This is a genomic window from Streptomyces sp. ALB3 (genome assembly GCF_044385685.1).
GTDB lineage: Bacteria > Actinomycetota > Actinomycetes > Streptomycetales > Streptomycetaceae > Streptomyces.
Genome location: NZ_JBISCE010000026.1, coordinates 510,438 through 533,336, shown reverse-complemented (window position 1 = coordinate 533,336; position 22,899 = coordinate 510,438). Strand labels below are relative to the sequence as shown.

19 protein-coding genes and 1 pseudogene are annotated in these 22,899 nt (G+C 71.2%); 7 read left to right on the top strand and 13 right to left on the bottom strand.

Annotated elements, in window-relative coordinates:
* Positions 1-117 precede the first annotated feature (117 nt).
* From ACHFIV_RS14410 to ACHFIV_RS14400, 3 genes are all read right to left on the bottom strand, one after another.
* Complete coding sequence (locus ACHFIV_RS14410; protein ID WP_398967844.1) at positions 118-1,875, bottom strand: ThuA domain-containing protein; 1,758 nt, start codon at positions 1,873-1,875, stop codon at positions 118-120.
* Complete coding sequence (locus tag ACHFIV_RS14405; RefSeq protein ID WP_398967842.1) at positions 1,872-4,694, bottom strand: PQQ-dependent sugar dehydrogenase; 2,823 nt, start codon at positions 4,692-4,694, stop codon at positions 1,872-1,874. Before ACHFIV_RS14405 ends, ACHFIV_RS14410 begins: the two co-directional genes overlap by 4 nt.
* A gap of 668 nt (positions 4,695-5,362) precedes the next feature.
* Positions 5,363-5,941, bottom strand: coding sequence for a maltokinase N-terminal cap-like domain-containing protein (locus tag ACHFIV_RS14400; protein ID WP_398967839.1), 579 nt, complete (start codon positions 5,939-5,941; stop codon positions 5,363-5,365).
* 209 nt (positions 5,942-6,150) lie between these two features.
* On the opposite strand from ACHFIV_RS14400, the gene ACHFIV_RS14395 reads away from it, so the two are divergent.
* Both ACHFIV_RS14395 and ACHFIV_RS14390 read left to right on the top strand, forming a co-directional pair.
* Positions 6,151-6,501 (top strand): hypothetical protein, encoded by a 351-nt coding sequence (locus ACHFIV_RS14395; RefSeq protein ID WP_398967836.1) that lies wholly within the window; start codon positions 6,151-6,153, stop codon positions 6,499-6,501.
* Positions 6,502-6,875: 374 nt separating this feature from the next.
* Positions 6,876-7,859 (top strand): BtrH N-terminal domain-containing protein, encoded by a 984-nt coding sequence (locus ACHFIV_RS14390; protein WP_398967833.1) that lies wholly within the window; start codon positions 6,876-6,878, stop codon positions 7,857-7,859.
* A 155-nt stretch (positions 7,860-8,014) separates the two neighbouring features.
* Here ACHFIV_RS14390 and ACHFIV_RS14385 read toward each other — a convergent pair whose 3' ends face one another.
* The 3 genes from ACHFIV_RS14385 to ACHFIV_RS14375 are packed head-to-tail and all read right to left on the bottom strand — an operon-like array spanning position 8,015 to position 9,167.
* Positions 8,015-8,281 (bottom strand): DUF4235 domain-containing protein, encoded by a 267-nt coding sequence (locus ACHFIV_RS14385; RefSeq protein WP_398967830.1) that lies wholly within the window; start codon positions 8,279-8,281, stop codon positions 8,015-8,017.
* A complete protein-coding gene (locus ACHFIV_RS14380; protein WP_398967828.1) occupies positions 8,278-8,757 on the bottom strand; it encodes a DUF3618 domain-containing protein in 480 nt (159 codons plus the stop codon). Before ACHFIV_RS14380 ends, ACHFIV_RS14385 begins: the two co-directional genes overlap by 4 nt.
* Complete coding sequence (locus ACHFIV_RS14375; RefSeq protein ID WP_398967826.1) at positions 8,754-9,167, bottom strand: phage holin family protein; 414 nt, start codon at positions 9,165-9,167, stop codon at positions 8,754-8,756. Before ACHFIV_RS14375 ends, ACHFIV_RS14380 begins: the two co-directional genes overlap by 4 nt.
* Positions 9,168-9,691: 524 nt before the next feature.
* Here ACHFIV_RS14375 and ACHFIV_RS14370 point away from each other — a divergent pair.
* Positions 9,692-10,201, top strand: coding sequence for a hypothetical protein (locus ACHFIV_RS14370; RefSeq protein ID WP_398967823.1), 510 nt, complete (start codon positions 9,692-9,694; stop codon positions 10,199-10,201).
* 144 nt (positions 10,202-10,345) lie between these two features.
* Here ACHFIV_RS14370 and ACHFIV_RS14365 read toward each other — a convergent pair whose 3' ends face one another.
* Both ACHFIV_RS14365 and ACHFIV_RS14360 read right to left on the bottom strand, forming a co-directional pair.
* Positions 10,346-10,570, bottom strand: coding sequence for a helix-turn-helix domain-containing protein (locus tag ACHFIV_RS14365; RefSeq protein ID WP_398967820.1), 225 nt, complete (start codon positions 10,568-10,570; stop codon positions 10,346-10,348).
* A complete protein-coding gene (locus ACHFIV_RS14360; protein ID WP_398967817.1) occupies positions 10,570-11,067 on the bottom strand; it encodes a DUF2975 domain-containing protein in 498 nt (165 codons plus the stop codon). The genes ACHFIV_RS14365 and ACHFIV_RS14360 overlap by 1 nt, the downstream gene beginning before the upstream one ends.
* A gap of 325 nt (positions 11,068-11,392) precedes the next feature.
* On the opposite strand from ACHFIV_RS14360, the gene ACHFIV_RS14355 reads away from it, so the two are divergent.
* A complete protein-coding gene (locus ACHFIV_RS14355; RefSeq protein WP_398967814.1) occupies positions 11,393-11,932 on the top strand; it encodes a DUF1707 SHOCT-like domain-containing protein in 540 nt (179 codons plus the stop codon).
* Positions 11,933-11,994: 62 nt separating this feature from the next.
* Here the strand turns inward: ACHFIV_RS14355 and manD are convergent, their stop codons facing one another.
* The 3 genes and pseudogenes from manD to ACHFIV_RS14340 form a co-directional block, all read right to left on the bottom strand.
* Positions 11,995-13,209 (bottom strand): D-mannonate dehydratase ManD, encoded by a 1,215-nt coding sequence (manD, locus tag ACHFIV_RS14350; RefSeq protein WP_398967812.1) that lies wholly within the window; start codon positions 13,207-13,209, stop codon positions 11,995-11,997.
* 46 nt (positions 13,210-13,255) lie between these two features.
* Positions 13,256-13,438, bottom strand: a pseudogene (locus tag ACHFIV_RS14345) (GntR family transcriptional regulator); the annotation flags it as partial.
* A 136-nt stretch (positions 13,439-13,574) separates the two neighbouring features.
* Positions 13,575-14,519 carry a helix-turn-helix domain-containing protein gene (locus tag ACHFIV_RS14340; protein ID WP_398967809.1) on the bottom strand — a complete coding sequence of 315 codons (945 nt, stop codon included), beginning with the start codon at positions 14,517-14,519 and terminating at the stop codon, positions 13,575-13,577.
* Between the two features lie 171 nt (positions 14,520-14,690).
* On the opposite strand from ACHFIV_RS14340, the gene ACHFIV_RS14335 reads away from it, so the two are divergent.
* Entirely contained in the window at positions 14,691-15,731 is a 1,041-nt protein-coding gene (locus ACHFIV_RS14335) for an NAD(P)-dependent alcohol dehydrogenase (protein WP_398967806.1), read from the top strand.
* A gap of 194 nt (positions 15,732-15,925) precedes the next feature.
* Here the strand turns inward: ACHFIV_RS14335 and ACHFIV_RS14330 are convergent, their stop codons facing one another.
* Entirely contained in the window at positions 15,926-16,744 is an 819-nt protein-coding gene (locus tag ACHFIV_RS14330) for a response regulator (RefSeq protein WP_398967803.1), read from the bottom strand.
* Between the two features lie 102 nt (positions 16,745-16,846).
* Between ACHFIV_RS14330 and ACHFIV_RS14325 the strand changes: the two genes are divergently transcribed.
* The gene (locus ACHFIV_RS14325) at positions 16,847-18,472 is read left to right on the top strand and encodes a sensor histidine kinase (protein WP_398967800.1); all 1,626 of its coding nucleotides are present in this window, start codon (positions 16,847-16,849) and stop codon (positions 18,470-18,472) included.
* 503 nt (positions 18,473-18,975) lie between these two features.
* The gene (locus ACHFIV_RS14320; protein ID WP_398967797.1) at positions 18,976-21,984 is read left to right on the top strand and encodes a family 16 glycoside hydrolase; all 3,009 of its coding nucleotides are present in this window, start codon (positions 18,976-18,978) and stop codon (positions 21,982-21,984) included.
* Between the two features lie 105 nt (positions 21,985-22,089).
* Here ACHFIV_RS14320 and ACHFIV_RS14315 read toward each other — a convergent pair whose 3' ends face one another.
* On the bottom strand, positions 22,090-22,794 hold the full coding sequence (locus ACHFIV_RS14315; protein WP_398967794.1) for a hypothetical protein: 705 nt from the start codon (positions 22,792-22,794) through the stop codon (positions 22,090-22,092).
* Positions 22,795-22,899: the final 105 nt, after the last annotated feature.

Genomic DNA, 22,899 nt, shown 5'->3' with positions numbered 1-22,899 from the left:
GTGGAGGCACGGAGGCGGGGCGCTTCGGCGTCGCGCCCCGCCTCCGTCACCGGACCGCTGGCGCGGCCGGTGCCGCCGCCACCGCCTCCCGCGGTGACGACGGAGTCGGGCTACCGGTCAGCCGGGCAGGATCCATTTCTGGTTCGTGGCGGCCAGGCAGGTCCACAGGTGGAGTCTGGTGCCGTCGGCGGAGGAGACGCCTGCGGCGTCGAGGCACTTGCCGGACTGCGGGTTCCTCAGGGTGCCGTCTGCCTGGGGCGTCCACTTCTGGGCCGCGGTGTTGTTGCAGCCGTAGAGCTGGATCTTCGTGCCGTCGGCCGTGCCGCCCCCGCTGATGTCGAGGCACTTGCCCAGGGCGCGCAGCGTCGAGTCGGTGCCGACCGTCCACTTCTGGGCGGCGGACTGGTTGCACGTCCACAGCTGGATCTGCGTCCCGTCCGCGCTCGCGCCGTTCGCGACGTCCACGCACTTGCCGCCGATGCCCGTGATGGCGCCCTCCGTGGGGCCGGTGGTGCCTCCGAGTTCCTTGATACGGATGTTCCGGAAGGACACGTCATCGCCGTCGCCGTGGTTCTGCAGGCCGATGTGGCCCTGCTGGAGACTGCGGGCGGGGACGGTGTTGGTGAAGTCGTTGATCTGTGTCCCGTTGAGGTACACCCGCAGGCGTTCGCCCTCGACACGGATCTCGTAGGTGTTCCACTCACCGGGAGGATTCAGGGCTCTGTCGCGGGCGGGCAGGTCGGCGGACTTGAAGCCGTACACGGAACCCGTGGTGCGGTCCGTGGCGTCCGTGGCGTCTATCTGTATCTCGTAGCCGTTGTCGACGGCCGACCACGGGTCGTCGGAGGCGGGGAAGCCGACGAAGACGCCGGAGTTGTCGTCGCCGGCCTGACGCCAGTCGAGCTTCAGCGAGTAGGACGTGTACCCCTTGGCCTGGTACCAGAGCAGTCCGAGGCCGCCCCGCGAGGTGAGGGTGGAGTCGGCGTTCGCGAAGGAGCCCGGCCCGGCCTGTTTCCAGCCGGTCGTTCCCGAGGTCCCGAAGAGCGTGGTGTAGCCGCTCTCCGGGCGGCAGTCCGCCTCGGTCGTACCGGCCGACCAGCGGATGCCGCCGAGCAGATGGCGGCGGAACGCCGGGTCGGCGTAGGACTCCTCGGTGTGGCCGCCACCGGTGTAGAAGGCGCGCCCGCCCTGGTAGTCCTTGCACCATGCGATGGGATGGTCGCCGCCCATCGAGCCGCCGCTGTAGCTGGACTCGTCGAGCGAGGCCAGGACATGGGCCGTGGTGCGCGGATTGGTGCGGTAGTCGTACCACTCGTCGGTCCGCTGCCAGGTGGGACCCAGGTGGGCCGTGGCGTCGTGCGCGCGGTCCTCCACCTTGACGGTGGCCGGCTGGATCGCCGGGTGTGACCGGAACAGCGCGCCGGCCAGGCCGCTGTACCAGGTCCAGTCGTACTCGGTGTCGGCCGCCGCGTGGATGCCGACGTAGCCGCCGCCGGCCGCTATGTAGCCCTCGAAGGCGGTCTGCTGGGCGGCGTTCAGCACGTCGCCGGTGGTGGAGAGGAAGACGACGCTCTCGTAGCCGGCCAGGCCCGCCGGGCTGAACGCGGCCGGGTCCTCGGTCGCCGTGACGGTGAAGTTGTTCGCGGCGCCCAACTCGCGCAGGGCGGTGACGCCTTCGTCGATGGACGAGTGGCGGAAGCCGGCGGTCCTGGAGAAGACCAGCACGTCGTACGCGGGGTCGGCGGCCGCCGCCGCGGGGCGGGCGGGGGGCACCGGGCCGGGTCCGGCGGCCGTGGAGACGGCCGGGGGCAGGACGGCTGCGGCGAGCAGACCGCCGGCCGCCCAGGCGGCGAGGCTTACGAGTCGTCGGCTCATGGCAGGATCCACTTCTGGTTCGTGGCGGCCAGGCAGGTCCACAGGTGGAGTCTGGTGCCGTCGGCGGAGGAGACGCCTGCGGCGTCGAGGCACTTGCCGGACTGCGGGTTCCTCAGGGTGCCGTCTGCCTGGGGCGTCCACTTCTGGGCCGCGGTGTTGTTGCAGCCGTAGAGCTGGATCTTCGTGCCGTCGGCCGTGCCGCCCCCGCTGATGTCGAGGCACTTGCCCAGGGCGCGCAGCGTCGAGTCGGTGCCGACCGTCCACCTCTGGGCGGCGGACTGGTTGCACGTCCACAGCTGGATCTGCGTCCCGTCCGCGCTCGCGCCGTTCGCGACGTCCACGCACTTGCCGCCGATGCCCGTGATCCGCCCGGTGCGAGCAGGCGTTCCAGCGGTGCTGAGGGTGAAGTCGTCGACGTCGAAGAGGGATCCGCTGCCGCCCTTGAAGACGAGGTACAGCGTGGTGGTGCCGGCGGGGCGGCCGGTGAGGTTCGCCGACACGTTCTGGAAGGTCTCCCAGCCTCCGGTCACGGGGACGGCCGCGGAGCCGAGCAGGGTGCCCGTGGGGGAACCGGCACGCACCTCCAGTGTGCCTCCGCCACCTCCCGACGAGACCCTCGCGGTCAGCGACGTGGCGTCGGCGAGGATGTACGGCTTGAAGGAGATCCAGTCACCGTTGTCGATGTTCCCGACCGTCTTCCCGCCGTTCGCCGTGGCCTTGTCGATGACCGACACGCCCGCCGAGTCGCCGTGGTGCTCGGCCTGGCGCTTGCTGCCCTGGCTGATGTTCTGGTCGTGCGTGGTCAGGGCGGGCTGGCCGTTCGCCCCCTTGTCGGTGTACTCGGCGTCCCAGACACCGAAGATGTTCGCGTTGGGATCGTGCTCCCCGTCGGCGATGGTCTGCACGGTGCCGGAGCAGCCGGTGGCGGATGTCTGGGGGTGTCCGTGGCTGTCGTGGCCGACGATGAACGTGACCTTGACCTTCGAGCAGTCGATCGTGCCGTCCTCGGGATCGGTGACGGTCACCTTGAAGGGCATGGCGGCCCCGGGGTCGATGATGGCGCCGTCGGCCGGCAGTTCCAGGCTGACGGTGGGTGCGGTGTTGCCCACGGTGACGATGACCGAGGCGGTCGCCGTGTTCCCCGTTCCGTCGGAAAGTGTCAGTTCCGCGGTGTAGCGGCCGTTGGCGGTGTAGGTGTGTGCGGGGTTCGCCGCCGTGGAGGTGGCACCGTCGCCGAACTTCCACGCGTAGCCCAGAGGATCGCCGTCGGGGTCGGAGCTGCCGGCCGCGGAGAACCGGACCGTGAGCGGCGCCTTGCCCGAGGTGCGGTCGGCCGTCGCCTTGGCGAGCGGTGCGCGCCCGCCGGTGACGTTCTCGATGCGGTAGAGCGCGCTGTTGGCGTCGCCGTTGAAGTAGCCGGTGCCGTAGTCCAGGACGTACAGGGCGCCGTCCGGGCCGAAGGCCATGTCCATGACCTGGGTGCCCTGCCAGGGGAAGGCGTTGATCGACTGGACGGAACCGTCGGAGCCCTGCTCGACGCGCTTGATCCACTTTCGGCCGAACTCACCGGCGAAGAAGTCGCCGTCGTAGCTCTCGGGGAACTTGACCGTCGAGGTCGACGCCGCGTCGTAGCGGTACACGGGGCCGCCCATGGGCGACTCCGATCCGCTGCCGAACTCCGGCACCGACCCGCCGTCGTAGGGGATCCAGGCGGGCTGGGCCGGGGGGAGGTCGGTCAGGCCGGTGTTGTTCGGTGAGGTGTTCCTCGGCGCGGAGCAGGAGAAGGCGGCGCCGGACGTCGAGGTGGCGAAGTCGTGGTCGACGTAGGCGTTGTTCCTGCCCGTGCAGTAGGGCCAGCCGAAGTTGCCCGCCTTGGTGATCCGGTTGAACTCGACCTGGCCCGCGGGCCCCCGGGACGCGTTCGCGGTGCCCGCGTCGGGGCCGTAGTCACCGAGGTACACGATGCCGGTGGGCTTGTCGACGCTCATCCTGAAGGGGTTGCGGAAGCCCATGGCGTAGATCTCGGGCCGGGTCCTCGCGGTGCCCGGGGCGAAGAGGTTGCCCGAGGGGATGGTGTAGCCGCCGTCGGCGCCGACCTTGATGCGCAGGACCTTGCCTCGCAGGTCGTTGGTGTTGCCCGAGGAACGCTGGGCGTCGTAGGCCGGGTTGCGGCCGGGCCGCTCGTCGATGGGGGAGTAGCCGTCGGAGGCGAAGGGGTTGCTGTCGTCCCCGGTGGAGAGGTAGAGGTTGCCCTGGCCGTCGAAGTCGATGTCGCCGCCCACGTGGCAGCACAGGCCCCGGCTGGCGGGGACGTCGAGGACCTTCTTCTCGGTGGCGGTGTCCAGCGTGCCATCGGTCCTGAGGACGAAGCGCGAGAGCCGGTTGACGCCGTCGAACGGAGCGAAGTCCGCTGCCGACCCGTTCGCGGGGGCGTCCCCGGCCGGGGTCGAGAGCTTCGGGGCGTAGTAGAGGTAGACGAAGCGGTTGGTGGTGAAGCCCGGGTCCACCCCGATGCCCTGGAGGCCTTCCTCGTCGTGCGAGTAGACGTCCAGCTTGCCGGCGACCCTGGTGGCGCCCGCGGCGTCGGTGAGGCGGAGGGTGCCGTCCCGTGAGGTGTGCAGGACGGACCTGTCGGGCAGGACGGCGAGCGTCATCGGCTCACCGGTCTCGGCCACCCCCTTGGCGAGGGTGACCTGCTGGAAGGCGTCGGCGGCGGCCGGTGCCGCTTCGGCCGGTCTCTGATGGGCCGTGAGGGCGCCCGCGGCGGCGAGCAGGGTGCAGACGAGCGCCGCGAGGGGCCGGATGGGTCTCCTGTGCACGCGAATCCTCCGTGTGGTGACGGGGCCGGGGTGGAGCACAGGCGCGCGCCGCCGCGCCGGGGAGGCGGGTGCCCACAGGGGGAGGGGAGGGCACTCGGTCCTTGTTGTCCGGTTCAGGTCAGGAAGGTAATGGCTTTTACACCCGCCAGATAGCCCTTTGACGTACCGGAACCCAACTTTCTCTAGTAGCGGGACAAAGCGGCTGAGCCGGTACACCCGTCCCGCACGTACCTCCGGCACGAAGGGGAACACGTACTCCGGCACGGGGAAGAAGCCGTCCTGTGGCAGGGAAGGGGCTTCAGCCGGGGGCGTGCCAGGAGACAGCCCCCGCCCACGCCGGCTTCGCCGCCTGCCGGAGGCCTACGCCGTACGGCCGCGACCGGCGCGCAGGGCTGTCGACGCCGGGACCGTCCCGACCGGCGGTCCGACGCTTCCGGCAGAGCGCTGCGGGAAGCCTGTGACCACCCTGCGGGCGGCGCCCTCGTCCGGGGCCACGCGCCTGCGACGGCAAGGACCCACCACCCCACTCCGGGAGGCCGCACCCCACCGGCTCGGGCGCGCTCGCCTGGCCGGCTGAGAACCGGCCCCGGCGACAGCGGGAGGACGGGGCCCCGGCGGCCGTCGGCGGGGGAGGCGCGGCACGCGCTGCTGCCTGCCCCGCCCACCCGTCACCGCGGCGCGACGGTCGCGAACGTGCCTCGTGCGGCCGTGCCGTCGGGCCAGGTCCAGCCGGCGACGAGGCCTCCGGACGGGATCGCTGATCCGTCAGCCGGCCGCAGGACACGGTGCACCCGGACATCGAACCCGCCGTCAGGGCGCGGACCGTGCACGGTGACGGTCGGGTCAGGAGTGTCGCTCCTGCTCTGGTGCTGCGGTGTCGCCTCGCCCCGCAGGAGTGCGCCCAGCCGCGCCATCACCACGGGGTCGTGCACGCCGTCGTAGATCCACCGGGTGCCGAGCACCCCGTGCTCCGAGGTACCGATCAGCGCCTCGTCCGGAAGGTCCTCCGACGCCGCACCGCGGTAGCCCAGCGGAACCAGGTAGGCCACAGGTTCCCCTGGGGAGGTGGTCACCACGACCATGAACTCGATCCCGACCGCGCCCTCCGGATCGTCCAGACGGAACCCCCCGGCGTTGGCCAGTTCCGGCCGTTCCGCGCCTCCCGCGTACCAGCTCTGCCTCGGCAGCCAGCCGGTGAGCAACTCGAGCTTGCCGGGCGTCATGGTGGTGCGGTGGATGGTGGCCATACGGTCTCCTCACGTGGCGGGCGGGCCCGTCCTCGGACGGGATGCGATCGAACCTATAGGACGCCGCCGGTCCTCCCGAGGGCGGCGAGGAACCTCACCAGGGGAGCCCGGGCTCACGCCCGCCTGTGCGAAGCCGCCCGGGAGACGCAGGTCCTTCGAGAACCCTTCTTGCGCGTCGCCCGACGGGATCCGCGATCGCATGGGGCAGCATGAGCCGGGTGCGTTCCCCTGAGCGGCCCGAGCGGACGCCCGACGGCCGGTACGTCGTGGTCGACGGCCGACGGTGGCGGGCGACCGACCCGGAGATCCCCGAGGACATCGCTGCCGCCCTGCGCCGCCACCTGATGGCGGCCCGGCGCGCGGTGGGCGCCGCACGCCGGAAGGGAGACACGGCTGCTGAACAACTGGCGCGGGGCCGGGTGCACACGGCCAAGGTGGCACTCGGTGAACGGGGCACCCCGTGGTGGGAACAGCCCGCCTCCGAGCGGCGCCGGCGCTGGGAGGACGGCGCCGCCGACCTCGACGCCACGCAGCGGGACGAAGGCGCGACGGGACCGTAGGCGGCGTGGCACTCCGGATGGTACTCGTCCGACGTCCGAGGTCTCTCCGCTTCACGGGCGTACGGTCCGTCGTGCCGGCGGCAGCACGTCGTGTGGCGCCGCGGCCCCGCCTCCACGATCCGGAGCGGGATCGCCGCCGCAGCGGGAACCCGGAACCGCCTGTCAGGCCTGAGGGGCCGCGTACGACCCGCACGAGGGTGCGGACTGCGCTGAGAAGGATCATGGCCCCCATGCCGGACCGGACGGCCGAAGCCCCGGAGAGGTACTCGTGGAGGGCGAGCGCGAGCAGCGACACGCCGACGAGGACGCCGAAGGCGGAGACCGGAGCGCCCGTCAGCCGCCCAGACGTCCACCGACAAAGGAGAATGAAGGGCGTGACCATGGTGGAAGACATCGATGCCCGCGGTATGGAGCACTGCGAGACCACGGCCCTGGGCGTGCTGCTGCGGCATCAGGGGATCGACCTGTCCGAACCCATGTTGTTCGGACTCGGCTCCGGGCTGTCCTTCGTCTACTGGGACAGCAAGAGCATGGACTTCCCTTTCCTGGGCGGCCGGGTCAAGCCGTTCGAGCTCACCAGGAACCTGGCCGCCGCACTCAGGCTCGAGCTGGTGGTCGAGGAGACCACGTCCCCGCGCAAGGCGTGGCGACACGTCGCGGAGCCCGTCGACGCGGGCCGGCCGGTCGGCCTTCAGCTCGACAGTCACCACCTGGACTACTTCAGCACCGAGGCGCACTTCGGTGGCCACGTCGTGGCGATGTACGGCTACGACGAGAGGGACGCCTACCTGGTGGACACCGCCCCGCAGGGCGGAGCGGTCCGGACCAGCCTCACCGCCCTGGCCAGGGCCAGGGCCGAGCGCGGCCCCATGACCGCCCGGCATCGCTCCTTCACCATCACTGCGCCCAGCCGCCCGGCGTCACCACGGGACCGGATCATCCCGGCGATCAGGAGCTGCGCCGACGCCTTCCTGAACCCGCCCATCGCGAACCTGGGGTACCGGGGCATCGAGAAGGCCGCCGGGCGCGTGCCGAAGTGGCTGCAGCGCGGCGGCGATCCGAGGGAGCATCTGCGACGGGCCGCCGTACTCATGGAGACGGCAGGCACCGGCGGCGCCCTGTTCCGCAATCTCTACCGGGACTTCCTCGCCGAGTGTGCCCAGCTGATCGACAGCAGCCACCTGCGCACCGGCCACACCTTGTACGCCGAGGCCGCCACCCTCTGGACACAGGTGGCCGCACTCGTCTCGGCGGCGGGCGGATCCGGCGACGCGCAGGACCTCGCCCGAGCCGGCTCCGTTCTCCACGAGCTCTCGCGCCTCGAACGTGAGGCGATGCGGGCGCTCAGCACGCTGTAGGGGCCGGTCCGGCGGGTCACGGGCGGAGTCGGCGCTCCGGAGCGGGCCAGGGGCAATGCGCCGTGGAAGGCGGAGGCGGCAACGGACGGACGCCGGGCGCCGGGCGCGCCGCCCGCCGTGGAGTACGTGCACGGGAGCGGCGCCGCCCGGCGGCTTCAGCCCGGCCAGACTCCCGTCACCCGCCGCGTGGCCACTGCGCCCGAACGGTCGACCGCGGCCTTGACCACCGCGAAGATGGCACCCTGGAGGGCGGCGGCGAGCAGGATCTGCTGCCAGGAGCGGTGTTCGTCCAAGGCGTCAGGGGCGTCGTCGTCCCCCTCGATGACCTTCCACGCCTGCTTGAACGCGGCACCCGCGATCATGCCGCTCGCGGCGCCGAGAGCGAGCCCGACCGGCTTGTAGGCGATCCTGGACGCCTTCATCGGCGCCCCCGGCCGCGGCGGACCAGCAGGAAGGCGGCGAGCAGCGCACCGCCCGCCAGGAGCGGAGTGCGGTTGGCACGTGCGAACGAGGCGGCCCGACCGGCGTTCTCGACCAGGGGGTCGGGGGCCTTGTCCGCCGCGTACTGTCCTGCCCGGCTCGCGGTCTCCCGCACCTGTGCCGCCGCCTGAGCGGTCGCCTCCAGGACGGGATCGGGCGTCTTGTCCTTGACGAGTCGGGTCGCCTGCTCCGCCTTCTCACGGATCTGGTCGGCGACCAGGGCCGCCTTCTCCGAAGCCTGTTCCTTCGCGGCGGCCGTCTTCTCCTTGGCCTGTGCCTTGACGTCGGCCTTGGCCGCCAGCGCCTCGACGGTCCGGCCGAGTTCGTCGCGGGTGGCCTCGACCTGCTCGCGCAGCTGCTCGGGGTCGGAGGTGTCGGGGACGGGGGTGCCTATGTTGGTCCGGGACTCTTCGTTCATCGGTGTGCCTTTTCCTTGATCTCGGCCAGATCGGCCTTGACGCTGTCGACGGTCTGCTCGGGAGCGGGAGAACCGGCCCGGTCGACCTGCTTCTTTCCCGCCAGGGCGGCCGCTGCGGCCACTGCCGCCAGCACCGCCGTGACGATGAGGGCCGACGCCCACACCGGCAGGACCAGCGCGAGAGCCGCGATGCAGGTCACCATCAGAGCCTGGGCCGCCAGGATGCCGATGAGGCCGGCGGCGCCGAACAGGCCGCCGCCCTTCCCGAAGCGTTTGCCCTTCTGGGCCATCTCCGCCCGGGCCAGCCGCATTTCCTCACGGACCAGCTCCGACATCTGCTGCGATGCGCGCGAGACCAGCACGCTCACCGAATCGTCGGTGGCGTCGGTCTGCCGCTCTGCCGTCCTCATGCTCAGGTCACCTTGCCTTCCTCGGTCTTCGGAAACATCGCCGTCCTCAGAGGGTTCCGGCGGGTCGGTCGTCCGCCCGCCCGTGCCGTCCGCGGTGTCCTGGACGGGACATCGGCCCTGTTTCGTGATTGCCGGTGTCTCGGCTCGACTACCCCGCGAGCGCCCCAGCACCCGTCACATCGGGTACGGCTTCGCCCGCGTGGGCTGGCACGGGCGGTCCTGTGGGTACGCGCAGGTGACGCGGATGCGCCAAGGCCGCACGGCAGTACCCCATTTCGGATGTGCTCACGGCACGGGCGGGCCCAGGGAGGGCAGGCGGGACCTCCGGTTCGCGGCGCGGTCCCCACGGGCCCGGCGAGCGCGCGTCGGGGTCGCCTGCCGGACCCCGGCAGGTGTGGGAACAGTCCGTGTCCGAGGAGAGCTCGCACTCGTCACGGGCGCGCGTGGCACCCCGGACTGCCCCGCCGGACGCACGATGGGAGACTGGTCGGCCGTGGACGACGCGGAAGGGGGCGTGCGGGATCGTGCGGCAGCGACGGGGGGCCCGGTGCCTGGTGGCCATGGTGATGGCGGCGACCGCGACCATGACGGCGTGTTCCCACCCTCTGAAGGACCTCGGCCCGCTTCCGGCCCGTTCCTCGGGCCCGCCGGTTCCGGCGGACACCGTGGTCTCCGAGCTCACCTCCGCCATGGCCGCGGAAGGTGTCACCCTGGTGCGCGCACCGCGGGATCCGAGCGCCGTCGAGTGCCAGGAGAGCCTGACAGGTGAGTACGGGTCAGCTACGGTCGGCACGGCCCTGAGGGCCGGTTTCGGCCGGGCCCGGACGGACCACGAGTGGGGTCCGGGGCCGGACCTGGGCAGCGGAACCCTCACCGTGCGCAAGGGCGACTGGATCGCGGCGACCGTTCTCCCCGGGCCTCGGGAGACAGGTTCCCCCACGGTCCAGGTAGTGATCACGCTGCTCTGCGACGGCGGCCGCTCCACGTCCTCCTCGCGCACGGACCCACCGGCGCCGGCGCCCTCAGCATCCTGACGAGGCGTGCCACCCGTTCCAGCCGGGCGGCATCCCGCCGCTCGACCGACCTCGCGGCAGCGCATGGCGCATGCCCTCGCACGGCTGCCGGGCGGAGCGCCGTGCGGCGCAGGGAGTCGAGGGGCGCGGCCTCGGACGGTGGGATCAGACCGCAGGCCGGCTGGAGGGCTCGTCCCAGCGCAGCAGGTCTCCCGGCTGGCACTCGAGCACTTCGCACAGGGCGGCCAGGGTCGAGAAGCGGACCGCCTTCGCGCGTCCGTTCTTGAGCACCGCGAGGTTGGCGGGCGTGATGCCCACGCGTTCCGCGAGCTCACCCGCGGACATCTTCCGTTTCGCCAGCATCACGTCGATGTCCACCACGATCGGCATCAGATCACCTCGTCGAGCTCGGCCCGCATCCGCGTCGCCGCGACGTCGCGGTCGACGGCCTGCGCGAGCAGCATCCGCAGGACGAGCACGACGAGTGCGACCCCCAGGCACGCCAGGGCTCCGCCGCACACCAGGAGGACCACGCCCGGTGCGACGGCCTCACCCGGCGCCAGGAGGACCGCGAGTCCGAAGACCAGGCAGGCGGCGGCCACCACCGCGCCGATCACCACGTGCACGTACCGGAAGGCGGCATGGGAGAACACCGTGCCGCGCCGCACCATCGTCACCAGCCGCCACACGCAGACCAGGACCACCTCGACCGTGACGATGCCCAGCACGATGATCGCCAGGAGCGGGGCCCTCAGGTACTCGATGTCCGCGTCCATCCCCCGCAGGTCGACGGCCAGCAGCGGCACCATCACGGCCTGCACGAACACCGACCCGGTGAGCAGCACCACGAGCACGGCCCGCAACGCGAGCACTGTCAGTCTTCCCATCATCTCTCCCTCGATCGAACTTCGATAGAAATCTATCGAAAATCGATAGGTGAGGCAAGTGGCGGGCCGTCAGGCACGGGTGGTGGGTACACGCTGCCGGACGGTCGACTCCGAGCTATCCCCGGCCGGGCCTCACCCTTGCCGGAGAGCGACTCCTCGTCCAGCGAGGCGAGTCTGCCGAGGATGTCGACCGCCGGCGCCCGTTCCCCGGCAGCGGAAAACGACGCGAGCAGAAGTGCGCTGATCCGCTCCGCCGGTGCGACCAGGGAGCGCGGCCCAGGGGTTCGGAGTACACACATCGTCCGCACGTCACTAGAGTGAAACGGTGACCTCTCTGCCGGAAGACACGTCGCTGATCGACGAGGACGACCGCGACACGGCCGTGCGGCGCCTGCAGGAGGCGTACGCCCGGGGCCACCTCTCCCACGGGGATCTGGACGAACGCCTCCACCAGGTACTCACCGCCAGGACGCGCAGCGAGCTCGTGCCGCCTCTGACGTCGCTCCCGGACGAGGACGCGGGCAGCACGTCCACGATCGCCGCCGCCGGCGGGCGGATCCGGCGACGCGGCGCGTGGCAGGTGCCTCGGACACTCAAGGTCGCGTCAGCTCACGGGACGGTGCACCTGGATCTGTCCAGGGCGGTCATCGGGCACGCGGTGGTCGACATCGAGCTGCAACTCGGCACCGGCAGGGCGAAGATCACGGTGCCGCGCGACGCCACCGTCGACTTCGACGCTCTGCACACAGGGTGGAAGGACACGCGCTACAGGCCGCGCCGGCGCCCCCGCACCGGCGGGCCGAGGATCCGGATCTCCGGAGCCATGGGGTTCGGACGGTTGAAGATCCGTCACGCGTGGCGTTGACGCCCCGGCCGGCGGCGCCGGCCACGGGGCACCGGAAGTGCCGGACGCCCGCCGCAGGCAGGTCACCAGTCGTGGACCGTCCCGTCATGCAGCCGGTTCACCGGGAGGTACGCCGCCGCGTAAGGATGTGCAGCCGCCAGAGCCTCGTCCAGCTCCACTCCGATGCCCGGTGCCTCGCCCGGGTGGAGGTATCCGTCCTCGAAGGTGTACGCGTGCGGGAACACCTCCTCGGTGAGCGGGGTGTGACCCGAGTACTCCTGGATGCCGAAGTTGTGCACCGCGAGGTCGAGGTGGACGGCTGCCGCCATGCCGACCGGAGAGATGTCCTCCGGCCCGTGGATCGCGCTCTTGATCTGGTACTGCGCCGCGAAGTCGAAGAGCTTGCGCAGCGGGGTCACCCCTCCGAAGTGCGTGACCGCTGAGCGCACGTAGTCGACCAACTGCTCGGTGATCAGGGCCTGGTAGTCGTACACCGTGTTGAAGACCTCGCCCACGGCCAGCGGCGTCGTGGTGCTGCGGCGGACCAGGCGCAGAGCCTCCTGGTTCTCCGAGGGCGTGCAGTCCTCCAGCCAGAACAGGCGGTACGGCTCCAGGTCCTTGCCGAGACGGGCGGCCTGGACCGGGGTGAGCCGGTGGTGCGCGTCGTGCAGCAGGGGCAGCTCGGGGCCGAACTCGGCGCGCACGGCCTCCAGTACGTCCGGCATGTGCCGCAGATAGGCGTCGGTGTCCCAGTCCTCCACCAACGGCCGGGCCTGCTGGTGCAGGACGGGGGAGCCGTCGTCATCCGTACCCGAGACACCGTAGACGGCCTTCAGTCCCGGAATTCCCGACTGCACGCGGACTGCGGGATAGCCCTCGGCGAGCCTGGCCCGGACCGAGTCGAGGAGCTCGGGGATGTCGCGGCCGTTCGCGTGACCGTAGGTACCCACACGGTCCCGGCTCGCGCCGCCGAGAAGCTGGTAGAGGGGGAGGCCCGCGGCCTTGGCCTTGATGTCCCACAGCGCGACGTCGACCGCGGCGATCGCGGCCATCGTCACCGGTCCGCGGCGCCAGTAGGCGCCCCGGTACAGGGACTGCCAGGTGTCCTCGACGCGGTGCGGGTCGAGACCGATGAGGAGGGGCAGCACATGGTCGTCGAGATAGCTGACGACGGCCAGCTCCCGGCCGTTGAGGGTGGCGTCGCCGAGGCCGGTGAGCCCGTCGTCGGTCGTCAGTCTGAGAGTGACGAAGTTGCGGCCGGGGCTGGTGACGACGACCTTCGCGTCAACGATTTTCATGGAGGTACTTTCTTTCGGATGGCGCCTCGGCCACGGCGTCGTGAAAGCGTGTCCGCTCCGACCGCGCCGCGAGCTCGCGCTCCGACGCGAGTCTCTTCCCGGCGGCGACGTCACCCGGCCGGATGCCGTGCTCGCGATTCCGGGCGATCCGCTCCGTCAGGAGCCCTCGCCGGGAGGGAGCCGGGGCCCGGCCGGACCGCGCGGTGGGCGAGGAGGCGGACGGCTGCATCCCCGCAGCGTACAGGCAGGTCCCGGGCGGAAAACGGCCGATCGGCGCCGCGGACCGCCGTCGGCGACGCATGTGCTGGACGGGCCCGTGCCCCTCCCGGCGGGCCGGGCCGGAGGGACGGCCCGGCCTGCTCCCGCTACTCCCGCGACGGCACGGCCGTGCCTGCCCGCGTGGCGTCCGTGCCCCAGCTCGCGAGCAGGCGCAGTGCCTCGGCGGACGTCGATCCGGGCTCGGCGTGATAGGCGACGACCGACTGCTCCGCGTCGTCGGGGAGGGCGAACGTCTCGAACGACAGCGACAGCTCACCCACCAGAGGATGACGAAGCCGCTTGACGCCGTGGCTCTTCTCCCTGACGTCGTGCCTGGCCCACAGCCGCCGGAACTCCTCGCTCTTCACGGACAGCTCCCCCACGAGCGCGGAGAGCCGCGGGTCCTCGGGATGGCAGCCCGCGTCCATCCGCAGGTAGCTGACGATGTCCGACGCCTTCTGGTCCCACTCCACGAACAGATCGCGGTACTCGGGGTTCAGGAACACCAGCCGCGCCCAGTTCCGCTCCTGCGGCGGCACCTGTGACCAGTCACCGAAGACGGCCGCGGCCATGCGGTTCCAGGCCAGGATCTCCGAACGCCGCCCGACCACGTACGCGGGAACGCCGTCCATCGTGTCGAGGAGCCCGCGGAGTGTGCCGCGCACCCGCTGCTGCCGCGGGGACTGCTTCCTCTTGTGCTGCCCGGGCCTCGCGAGGTGCGTCAGATGAGCCTGCTCGGCGTCCGTCAGCCTCAGCGCCGACGCGATCGCGCCCAGTACCTCCGAGGAGACGTTCTGTCCGTTGCCCTGTTCGAGGCGCGTGTAGTACGCCACGGACACGCCGGCCAGCTGGGCGAGCTCCTCCCGGCGGAGTCCCGGTACCCGGCGGTGCCGTCCGAAGTCGCGCAACCCCACGTCCTCCGGCTTCAACCGGGCACGCCTGCTGCGCAGGAACTCACTGAGCTCGGCGCGCCGGTCGAGGGCGCGCCCCGTGCCGTCACCGGTACCCCGGTCACCGGCGGTCCGCCGCTGAGGTGCAGGCTGCTCGTCCATGAGTCCAGTATCCACGGACGTACGCACGGCATCCTGACCCCGCCAGTAGTAGGACCACTGGACGTACGCAGAACCGTGGCCTGGGTGAAGACGGCCCGGCGGGGCAGGCTGGACCGCGTGCCCGGACCGAAAGCCGCCGGGCGCAGGACCACTCCTTAGGAGAACTCCCGCATGACCTCTGTCACCGCGTACGCCGCGCCTTCCGCCGACGCTCCGCTGGAGCGCACCACCATCGAGCGTCGCGCGGTCGGCGAGTTCGACGTCCTGATCGACATCAAGTTCGCCGGCATCTGCCACTCGGACATCCACCAGGCCCGCGACGGCTGGGGCAAGGGAATCTTCCCGATGGTGCCCGGCCACGAGATCGCCGGCATCGTCACCGAGACCGGCCCCGGCGTCACCAGGTTCGCCGTGGGCGACCGTGTCGGCGTCGGCTGCATGGTGGACTCCTGCCGCGAGTGCGACAACTGCGAGGCCGGCCTCGAGCAGTACTGCGCCAAGGGCAACACCGGCACGTACAACGCCCTGGACAAGAACGGTGAGCCCACCTACGGCGGCTACTCCACGCACATCGTCGTGGACGAGAACTACACCCTCCGCATACCCGACGGCCTGTCGCTGGACGAGGCCGCGCCCCTGCTCTGCGCGGGCATCACCACGTACTCCCCGCTGAAGCACTGGAACGCCGGGCCCGGCACGAAGGTCGCCGTCCTCGGAATGGGCGGCCTCGGACACATGGGCGTCAAGATCGCGCACGCGCTCGGCGCGGAGGTGACCGTCCTCTCGCAGTCCCTGCGCAAGCAGGACGACGGTCTGAAGCTGGGCGCCGACCACTACTACGCCACCAGCGACCCCGAGACCTTCGACGAGCTGGCCGGCACCTTCGACATCATCCTGTCGACGGTCTCCGCGCCACTGGACTTCGGGGCCTATCTGTCCCTGCTCAAGACCGACGGTGTGCTGGTGAACGTCGGCGCCCCTGAGGAGCCGGTCTCCGTCAACCTCTTCTCGCTCATCGGCGGCCGCAAGTCCCTCTCCGGTTCCGGTATCGGCGGGATCCGGGAGACCCAGGACATGCTGGACTTCTGCGCCGAGCACGGACTCGGTGCCGAGATCGAACTGATCAGCGCCTCCGAGGTCAACGAGGCGTACGAGCGAGTGCTCGACAGCGATGTCCGCTACCGCTTCGTGATCGACGCCGCGACGATCTGACGTCGACGGCCCCACAGCCGTCGACGCGCACGCCGCACGCCCGCCGGTGCGCGCCCCGCCGCATCGGGCCGGGCCCCCGGACGGTACGGCTGACGGGCCACCCGGCGCGGGGCCCGCGCGGGCGGCGAGAGGGCGGCGGCCGGCCTGAGCAGCGGGACGGCCGCCGCCTCCTCGTGACGTCGCCCCGCTCCGCCTCAGCTGTCGTCGCCGAGGTGCCGCGGTGGAGTCGTGGCGGTGTCCAGGAAGAAGGAGTCGATGCTCTGCACGGTCTCCATGAAGTCGTCGAGGTTCACGGGTTTGGTGACATAGGCGTTGGCGTGCTGGCGGTAGGCGTCCTCGACGTCGTCCGGTGCGGCGGACGTGGTCAGCACGACGATGGGGATGCTCGACAGATCGCTGTCGTTCTTCAGGACGTTCAGCAGCTCGCGGCCGTTCATCCGAGGCATGTTCAGGTCGAGCACGATCAGGTCCGGCCGGTCCTTACGCGGATCGCGGAGGTACTCCAGCGCCGCGACCCCGTCGTCGGCCCGCTCGATCCCGCGCGCCATGCCGTGCTCGGTCAGTGCCTCCTCGATCAGCATGGCGTCGGCCATGTCGTCCTCCACGAGCAGGACGGTGTAGGTGCGGGGGACGAGGCCGTTCATGAGCGAGCTCCGGGTCTGGTGTCGGGGTAGCGGGCGTGAGGCGGGGCGTGTGGTGAAGACGAGTCCGGGCCAGCGTTTACGGGCCCCCTGGCGGCTGACGCCCCAGGCCTTCCCCAGCTGGGGATAGCCGGCGCCTTCCCGAGCGGCGGCCCGTGCGGCCAGCGCCGCGCACTCCTCCACCGCCCTGCCCAGGTAGGCCAAGGCACGCAGAGACGCGAGCGCGTCCCCTCGGGGCTCGTCCGGGCCTTGGGCGCCGGTATCCGGCACGGGCGTGCGGAGGACGAGCTGCCGGGCCGCCTCGGCGACGGCCTGTCGCGCCCGTTCGGCCAGTTCCTCCAGCTCCGGACTGATCTCCGTCTCTACTGCCATGGATGCACCGTAGACGTCACGGGACCCCGTCGACAACCAGGGTTGTCCCGCGGGTAGGGTGGCGCCGCCCGGTGCGCTGCCGGGCCCATGGAGGATGAACCCGTGCAGATAGACACCGTGCAGCAGGACCCGGTCACCCTTCCGCCGCGGTCCGTCCCGGGCGGCTGGACCACCCGAGGCTGGCTCGGTGCCGGCTCGGCGGCAGTGCTCGTGCTCCTCCTCGCCCTGACCGGGTGCGGCGTCTGGGTTCTCGCTCACGCCACCGACGTCAACGAACGGCTCACCGGGCGCTGGTCGCCGGCCCTGATCGCGTCCGTCCGGATGGAGAGCGCCCTGATCAACCAGGAGACGGGTATCCGTGGCTACGGAATGACGGGGAAGCGCGAGTTCCTCGAGCCGTACCGGGACGGCGTCACCCAGGAGAGGGCCGCGGCCGGCGAGCTGGCGCGCCTGGCCGAGGGCGACGAGCGGGCGACGGCCGACCTCGCGCGGGTGCGAGAACACTCCGAGCGGTGGCAGGTGACCACCGCCCGGCCCGTCAGCGAATCGGCCGACCCCGTCGTATCCGCTCAGCAGCACACCGAGTCGGGCAAGGCCACCTTCGACGCCCTCCGTGCCGCGCTGGCCGGACAGCAGACCCACATCGAGGCCGAACGGGACCGGTCGCTCCGCGACCTCGAGGCGGCACGGACCCTGCGCAACACGGTCTTCACCGCGATCGCCTGTGTGGTCATCGCCCTCATCGCGCTCGCCTTCGCCGGGCTGCGCAGGGGCGTCCAGATACCGCTGGACAGGCTGCGCACGGACGTACAGGAGATCGCGGACGGCCGGTTCGAGCACGCCATCGCCCCCTCCGGCCCCGCCGACCTGCGAGCGCTGGCGGCGGACGTGGACGGGATGCGCCGCCGCCTGGCCGGCGAGCTGGAGTTCAGCGACCGTGCCCGGGCCCAGCTCGCGGAACAGGCGGCCGAACTGCGCCGCTCCAACGAGGAACTCGAACAGTTCGCCTACGTGGCCTCCCACGACCTGCAGGAGCCGCTGCGCAAGGTCGCCAGTTTCTGCCAGCTCCTGGAACGCCGCTACGCGGATCAGCTCGACGACCGCGCCAAGCAGTACATCGACTTCGCGGTCGACGGCGCCAACCGCATGCAGACCCTCATCGGCGACCTCCTCGCCTTCTCCCGCGTGGGACGTCTGCACGCCGAGGACGCCGACGTCAGCCTCGAGACCGTGCTGCGCCGGACCACCAACTCCCTGGCGATGGCGATCGAGGAGAGCGGAGCCGTGCTCACCCACGACCCCCTGCCCACGGTCCACGGAGACCCGGCCCAGCTCGGTGTCCTGTTGCAGAACCTGATCTCCAACGCCATCAAGTTCCGTGCCCCGGGGACCGTGCCCCGTATCCACCTCGGCGCCGCCGGACCCGTGGGAGGCGCGGACGGTGCCGACGGAGCCGAGGGCGTCCGTCCCCGCTGGCAGTTCGCCGTGAGCGACAACGGGATCGGCATCGGCCCGGAGTACGCGGAGAGGATCTTCGTGATCTTCCAGCGGCTCCACACCCGTGACACCTACCCGGGCAACGGCATCGGCCTCGCGCTCTGCAAGAAGATCGTCGAGTACCACGGGGGGAGCATCGCCGTGGACACGGACCACACTCCCGGCACCCGCTTCGTCTTCACGCTGCCGCTCGCCCACGCCGACGCGTCCACCGCCGGCTCCGAGGTCTGAGGCCCCACCGGACGGACACGCGGGCGGGCGCGGGCCGGGGCCCGGCGGAGGACGGACACGCCTCTCGTCGTGCGCCGGGGCGATCCCGGCTCCGGTCCGGGGAGTACTGCCCGTTCACGCGCCGCACCTCTCGCCTCGGCGCTGGGCGCCGCTGCGGGCCCCCGGCTCCACCGCAGCGGACGGCGACGGCCCGTCGCCGCACCCCGCGCGCTGCCCCAGCCGGCCGGGCCGGTGCCAAGAACCCGCTGCCGGACACCTTCTGGTGGGTGCTCGGCTCCTGCGTACTCGCTGCCCGGGGCCACCAGGCTGCCCAGGACCCAGGCCAGGAAGTGACGCCCGCTCGTCGGTGCCGGGAGCAGTGCGCCGAACTTTGAACTCACAGATGACAAAGTATGGACTTCTTCAGCAGAAGGCCCCTAGCGTGGCGGCGCAACCGTAGGCGTATTGCTCGTGAGCGGATCCGTACAGCCCCACCGGAGTGCGACCCCCCTTCTGGAGGACCGATGCATCGACGGCTGGTCCAGCGTGCCCGAAAACAGCTCACCGCCCTGCTCGTCGGAGGCTTCCTCGCGGGAGGTGTCTGGGCCGCGCCCCCGGCCGCCGCCGCAGCCGACGACATACCGCCCCAGGAACCGGGCGTCACCCTGCGCGTCTTCGACACCCAGGTACCACTCAGCTCCCTGTGCACGCTCAAACCCGGCCAGACACCCAACCACGACAAGCTGATGCCGACCGTGGACTGGTCGACCGCCGGGGACTTCGGCGGCTTCGCCGACAACTTCGTGGCCGAGGCCAGCGGTTACCTGGTCGTCCCCGCCGACGGGACGTACACCTTCCGGCTGAACAGTGACGACGGCTCCCGGCTCGTCATCGACGACCGGGAGGTCATCGACCACGACGGCCTGCACGGCGCCGAGCCCAAGGACGGGTCCGCCCGACTGACGGAAGGGCTGCACCCGTTCCGGATCGACTACTTCGAGCGGGGCGGCGGGCAACAGCTGACGCTGTCCTGGAGGCCACCGGGTGCCGCTGACTTCGGTGTCATCCCCGGTGAGGCCCTGAGTACCGACGCCGGGGTCGTCCGGGTCACGGCGCCGGGCCGCAAGGAGTGCGAATCCGGCACGGACACCCCTGGCGACGGTCTGCCGCTCACCGCCGTACGTCCCGACCTCGACCTCACCGACCTCCGCCCGGACGGCTTCGAACCGCAGGTGACAGGCATGGACTGGCTGCCCGACGGGCGCCTGGCCCTGTCGACGTGGGGTGGCTCCGAGACCGAGGCCGGCGAGGTGTACCTCCTCGACCACGTCACGGGTGCCACGAGCCGTGACAAGGTGACGGTGACGAAGATCGCCGAGGGGCTGCGAGAGCCCATGGGCATCACGTTCGTCGACGGTTCGCTGTACGTCTCGCAGAAGCACGAACTGACACAACTCGTCGACAGCGACAAGGACCTCGTCACCGACGAGTACCGAACGGTCGCGACCTGGCCCTACGGCGGCAACTTCCACGAGTTCGCCTTCGGGCTCCTCTACCGCGACGGCCATTTCTACGTGAACCTCTCCGTCGCCATCGACTACGGCGGGGCCACGACCACTCCGCAGCCTGCGCCCGGCCGCGGCACGACGTACCGGATCAACAAGAAGACGGGCAGGATCCACCCGGTCGCGGGTGGCCTGCGGACCCCGAACGGAATCGGCTGGGGCCCCGGCGGCGACATCTTCACCACCGACAACCAGGGCGGCTGGCTGCCGGCATCGAAGCTCGTCCACATCAAGCAGGACCGCTTCTTCAACCACTACACCGAGCCGTCGGGCCCGTTCGACAACCGGCCGGTCACCCAGCCGGTCGTGTGGCTGCCGCAGAACGAGATCGGCAACTCACCCAGCACGCCCCTCCAGCTGACGGAGGGCCGCTTCGCCGGGCAGATGCTGATCGGGGACGTCACCTACGGCGGACTCCAGCGGGCCTACCTGGAGAAGGTGAAGGGCCAGTACCAGGGGGCCGTGTTCCGCTACACCCAGGGACTCGAGGCGGGCGTCAACCGCATCACCATGGGCCCCGACGGTGCGATATACGCGGGCGGTCTCGGTGCCGACGGCAACTGGGGCCAGGAAGGGAAACTGAAGTTCGGCCTGCAGAAACTCACACCGAACGGCGGAAACACCTTCGACGTCAAGGAGATGCGTGCGGTCCCCGGCGGCTTCGACCTGGAGTACACCCAGCCGCTGTCGGAGGCCACCGCGGAGCACTTGGCGACGAGCTACCGGGCGGAGCAGTGGCGCTACACACCGACGTCCGACTACGGCGGTCCGAAGATCGGCGAGGAGCAGCTCGCGGTGAGCTCGGCGACGCTCGCCGACGACGGACGCACGGTGCGGGTACGCCTCGCCGGGCTCAAGCCCGGCCGGGTCGTACACCTCCGCTCTCCGCGCCCCTTCGCCTCCGCTTCCGGTGAGACGCTGTGGAGCACGGAGGCCTGGTACACGCTCAACGCACTGCCGGGCAAGCAGCCGCCGCCGGCCACGCTGTACGAGGCGGAGGAGGCACGGCTCACCGGGACGGCCGGCATCAACACCGACCACACCGGCTACTCGGGCAGCGGCTTCGTCGACGGCTACCGGACGGAGGGCAAGGCCGCCACGACCTTCGACGTGACGGTCCCCGCAGTGGGCGAGTACGACGTCAACCTGCGCTACTCCAACGGCCCGGACCCCTACCGGGGCACCAAGCCGCTGTCCCTCCACGTCAACGGCAGGAAGGTGGGGCAGACGGAACTCGCCCCCACCGGCACCTGGGACGCCTGGTCCACGCAGACGGAGCGGGTCCGCCTGCACGCCGGACCCAACACCCTGTCCTACCGCTTCGATCCAGGGGACGCCGGTCATGTCAACCTCGACATGATCACCGTGCGCCCTCACGGTGCACCGGTCTCCCTCTTCGACGGCACCACCGCCTCCCAGGACCAGTGGCAGCACACGGACGGCCGCCGGGTCGAATGGCCGACGGCCGACGAGAGGTCGATGGAGGTCTGCTGCGGTGACATCCGCACCAAGGACGCCTACCAGGACTTCAGGCTGCGGCTCCAGTTCCGGGTGCCGCTGCTGCCGGACGACGTGACCGGCCAGGACAGGGGAAACAGCGGCATCTATCTCCAGGACCGCTACGAGCTCCAGATCCTCGACTCGTACGGCGACACCACCCCCGACACGAACGAGGCCGGGGCCATCTACCAGAAGAAGGCGCCCGACATCAACGCCGCCACGGCCCCGGAGACCTGGCAGACGTACGACGTCACCTTCCGCGCGGCGCGGTTCGACGAGAGCGGACGCAAGACGGCCGACGCCCGCGTGACAGTGGTCTGGAACGGCCGGAGGATCCACGACGACATCGCCGTCGACGGCCCGACCGGCGCGGGCGCGGCGGAGGGCCCGTCGGCCGGAGCGATCCGTCTCCAGGACCACGGGAACAAGGTGCGATTCCGCGACATCCGGATCGAACCGCTGGGCTGACTCCCGGGCCCGGCCACGGACGTGGGGCACCCGTGAGTGGGGGTGCCCCACGTCCGCCGTACGGACCGGCCCGGGCCGGCCACGGCCCTCCGCCCCCGGCCCCCGTCAGCTGCGCGGGATCTCCGAAGCGCGCCAGGCCGTCTCCAGGCCTTCCAGCCACGCGGGGGGCAGCTCCGCGTGTTCCCATTCCGTCCGGAGCGCCGACGGCGCGGAGGTGAGCCGTTCGAGCACCGCGATGCTCGTGGGGGAGTGGAGGAGGGAGTAGCGGCCGTGGACGGCGATGCGGCTGTGCGGGCCGAACCGCGCGTACAGCCGCGACAGCCGCTCCCGGTGGGCTTCGGTGAACTGCTCCAGCCGTCCGGCGTACCCGACCCTCGCCACGACGCTCATCGTGCCGAGGAGGGCGCCGAGGACCTCGTCCGACACCTCGGGGTCCAGGTCCGACGTGTCGCTGAAGGCCAGGAAGTGCGGCGTGACGGCGACCTTCGCCCGCTCCACGTCCATCCTCCCGACGGGGTGACGCACCCGCGCGGCGTCCTCCACCGAGTCGCTCGTCGTTGGGCCGATGGCACGCTCCAGGGCCCGCTCGGCGACGCGGGCGAGCCCGTCGCCGACGGCCCGGGCGCCGTCGTGCCAGCCGGTGGCGTAGTCCTCCCCCCTCCCGGCCGGCAGGTCCTCCGCCTTCCCGGCCTCGCTGTGGGCCTCCGCGATCGCGCCGGCTTCGACGAGCGCGATCAGCTCTTCGGCCTCACCGCGGAACATGCCCGCGCGGCCCAGGAGTTCCAGGAGAGTGTTCCTCGCGTTCGCCACGCTGGTGGAGTCCAGCGGGTGCCGGTCCGTTTCGGCGGTATCGATCGTGTCCCCCTCGTCGGCGTCGTTCCGGTGCTCCAGCGCGGCGGCGCTCCTGTCGCGCTC

Coding starts and splice junctions, on each gene's coding strand:
- ACHFIV_RS14410 (WP_398967844.1), bottom strand. CDS start 1,875: ATGAGCCGACGACTCGTAAGCCTCGCCGCCTGGGCGGCCGGCGGTCTG.
- ACHFIV_RS14380 (WP_398967828.1), bottom strand. CDS start 8,757: ATGAACGAAGAGTCCCGGACCAACATAGGCACCCCCGTCCCCGACACC.
- ACHFIV_RS14360 (WP_398967817.1), bottom strand. CDS start 11,067: ATGGGAAGACTGACAGTGCTCGCGTTGCGGGCCGTGCTCGTGGTGCTG.
- ACHFIV_RS14320 (WP_398967797.1), top strand. CDS start 18,976: ATGCATCGACGGCTGGTCCAGCGTGCCCGAAAACAGCTCACCGCCCTG.
- ACHFIV_RS14365 (WP_398967820.1), bottom strand. CDS start 10,570: ATGCCGATCGTGGTGGACATCGACGTGATGCTGGCGAAACGGAAGATG.
- ACHFIV_RS14375 (WP_398967826.1), bottom strand. CDS start 9,167: ATGAGGACGGCAGAGCGGCAGACCGACGCCACCGACGATTCGGTGAGC.
- ACHFIV_RS14385 (WP_398967830.1), bottom strand. CDS start 8,281: ATGAAGGCGTCCAGGATCGCCTACAAGCCGGTCGGGCTCGCTCTCGGC.
- ACHFIV_RS14330 (WP_398967803.1), bottom strand. CDS start 16,744: ATGGCAGTAGAGACGGAGATCAGTCCGGAGCTGGAGGAACTGGCCGAA.
- manD (WP_398967812.1), bottom strand. CDS start 13,209: ATGAAAATCGTTGACGCGAAGGTCGTCGTCACCAGCCCCGGCCGCAAC.
- ACHFIV_RS14400 (WP_398967839.1), bottom strand. CDS start 5,941: ATGGCCACCATCCACCGCACCACCATGACGCCCGGCAAGCTCGAGTTG.
- ACHFIV_RS14395 (WP_398967836.1), top strand. CDS start 6,151: ATGAGCCGGGTGCGTTCCCCTGAGCGGCCCGAGCGGACGCCCGACGGC.
- ACHFIV_RS14335 (WP_398967806.1), top strand. CDS start 14,691: ATGACCTCTGTCACCGCGTACGCCGCGCCTTCCGCCGACGCTCCGCTG.
- ACHFIV_RS14340 (WP_398967809.1), bottom strand. CDS start 14,519: ATGGACGAGCAGCCTGCACCTCAGCGGCGGACCGCCGGTGACCGGGGT.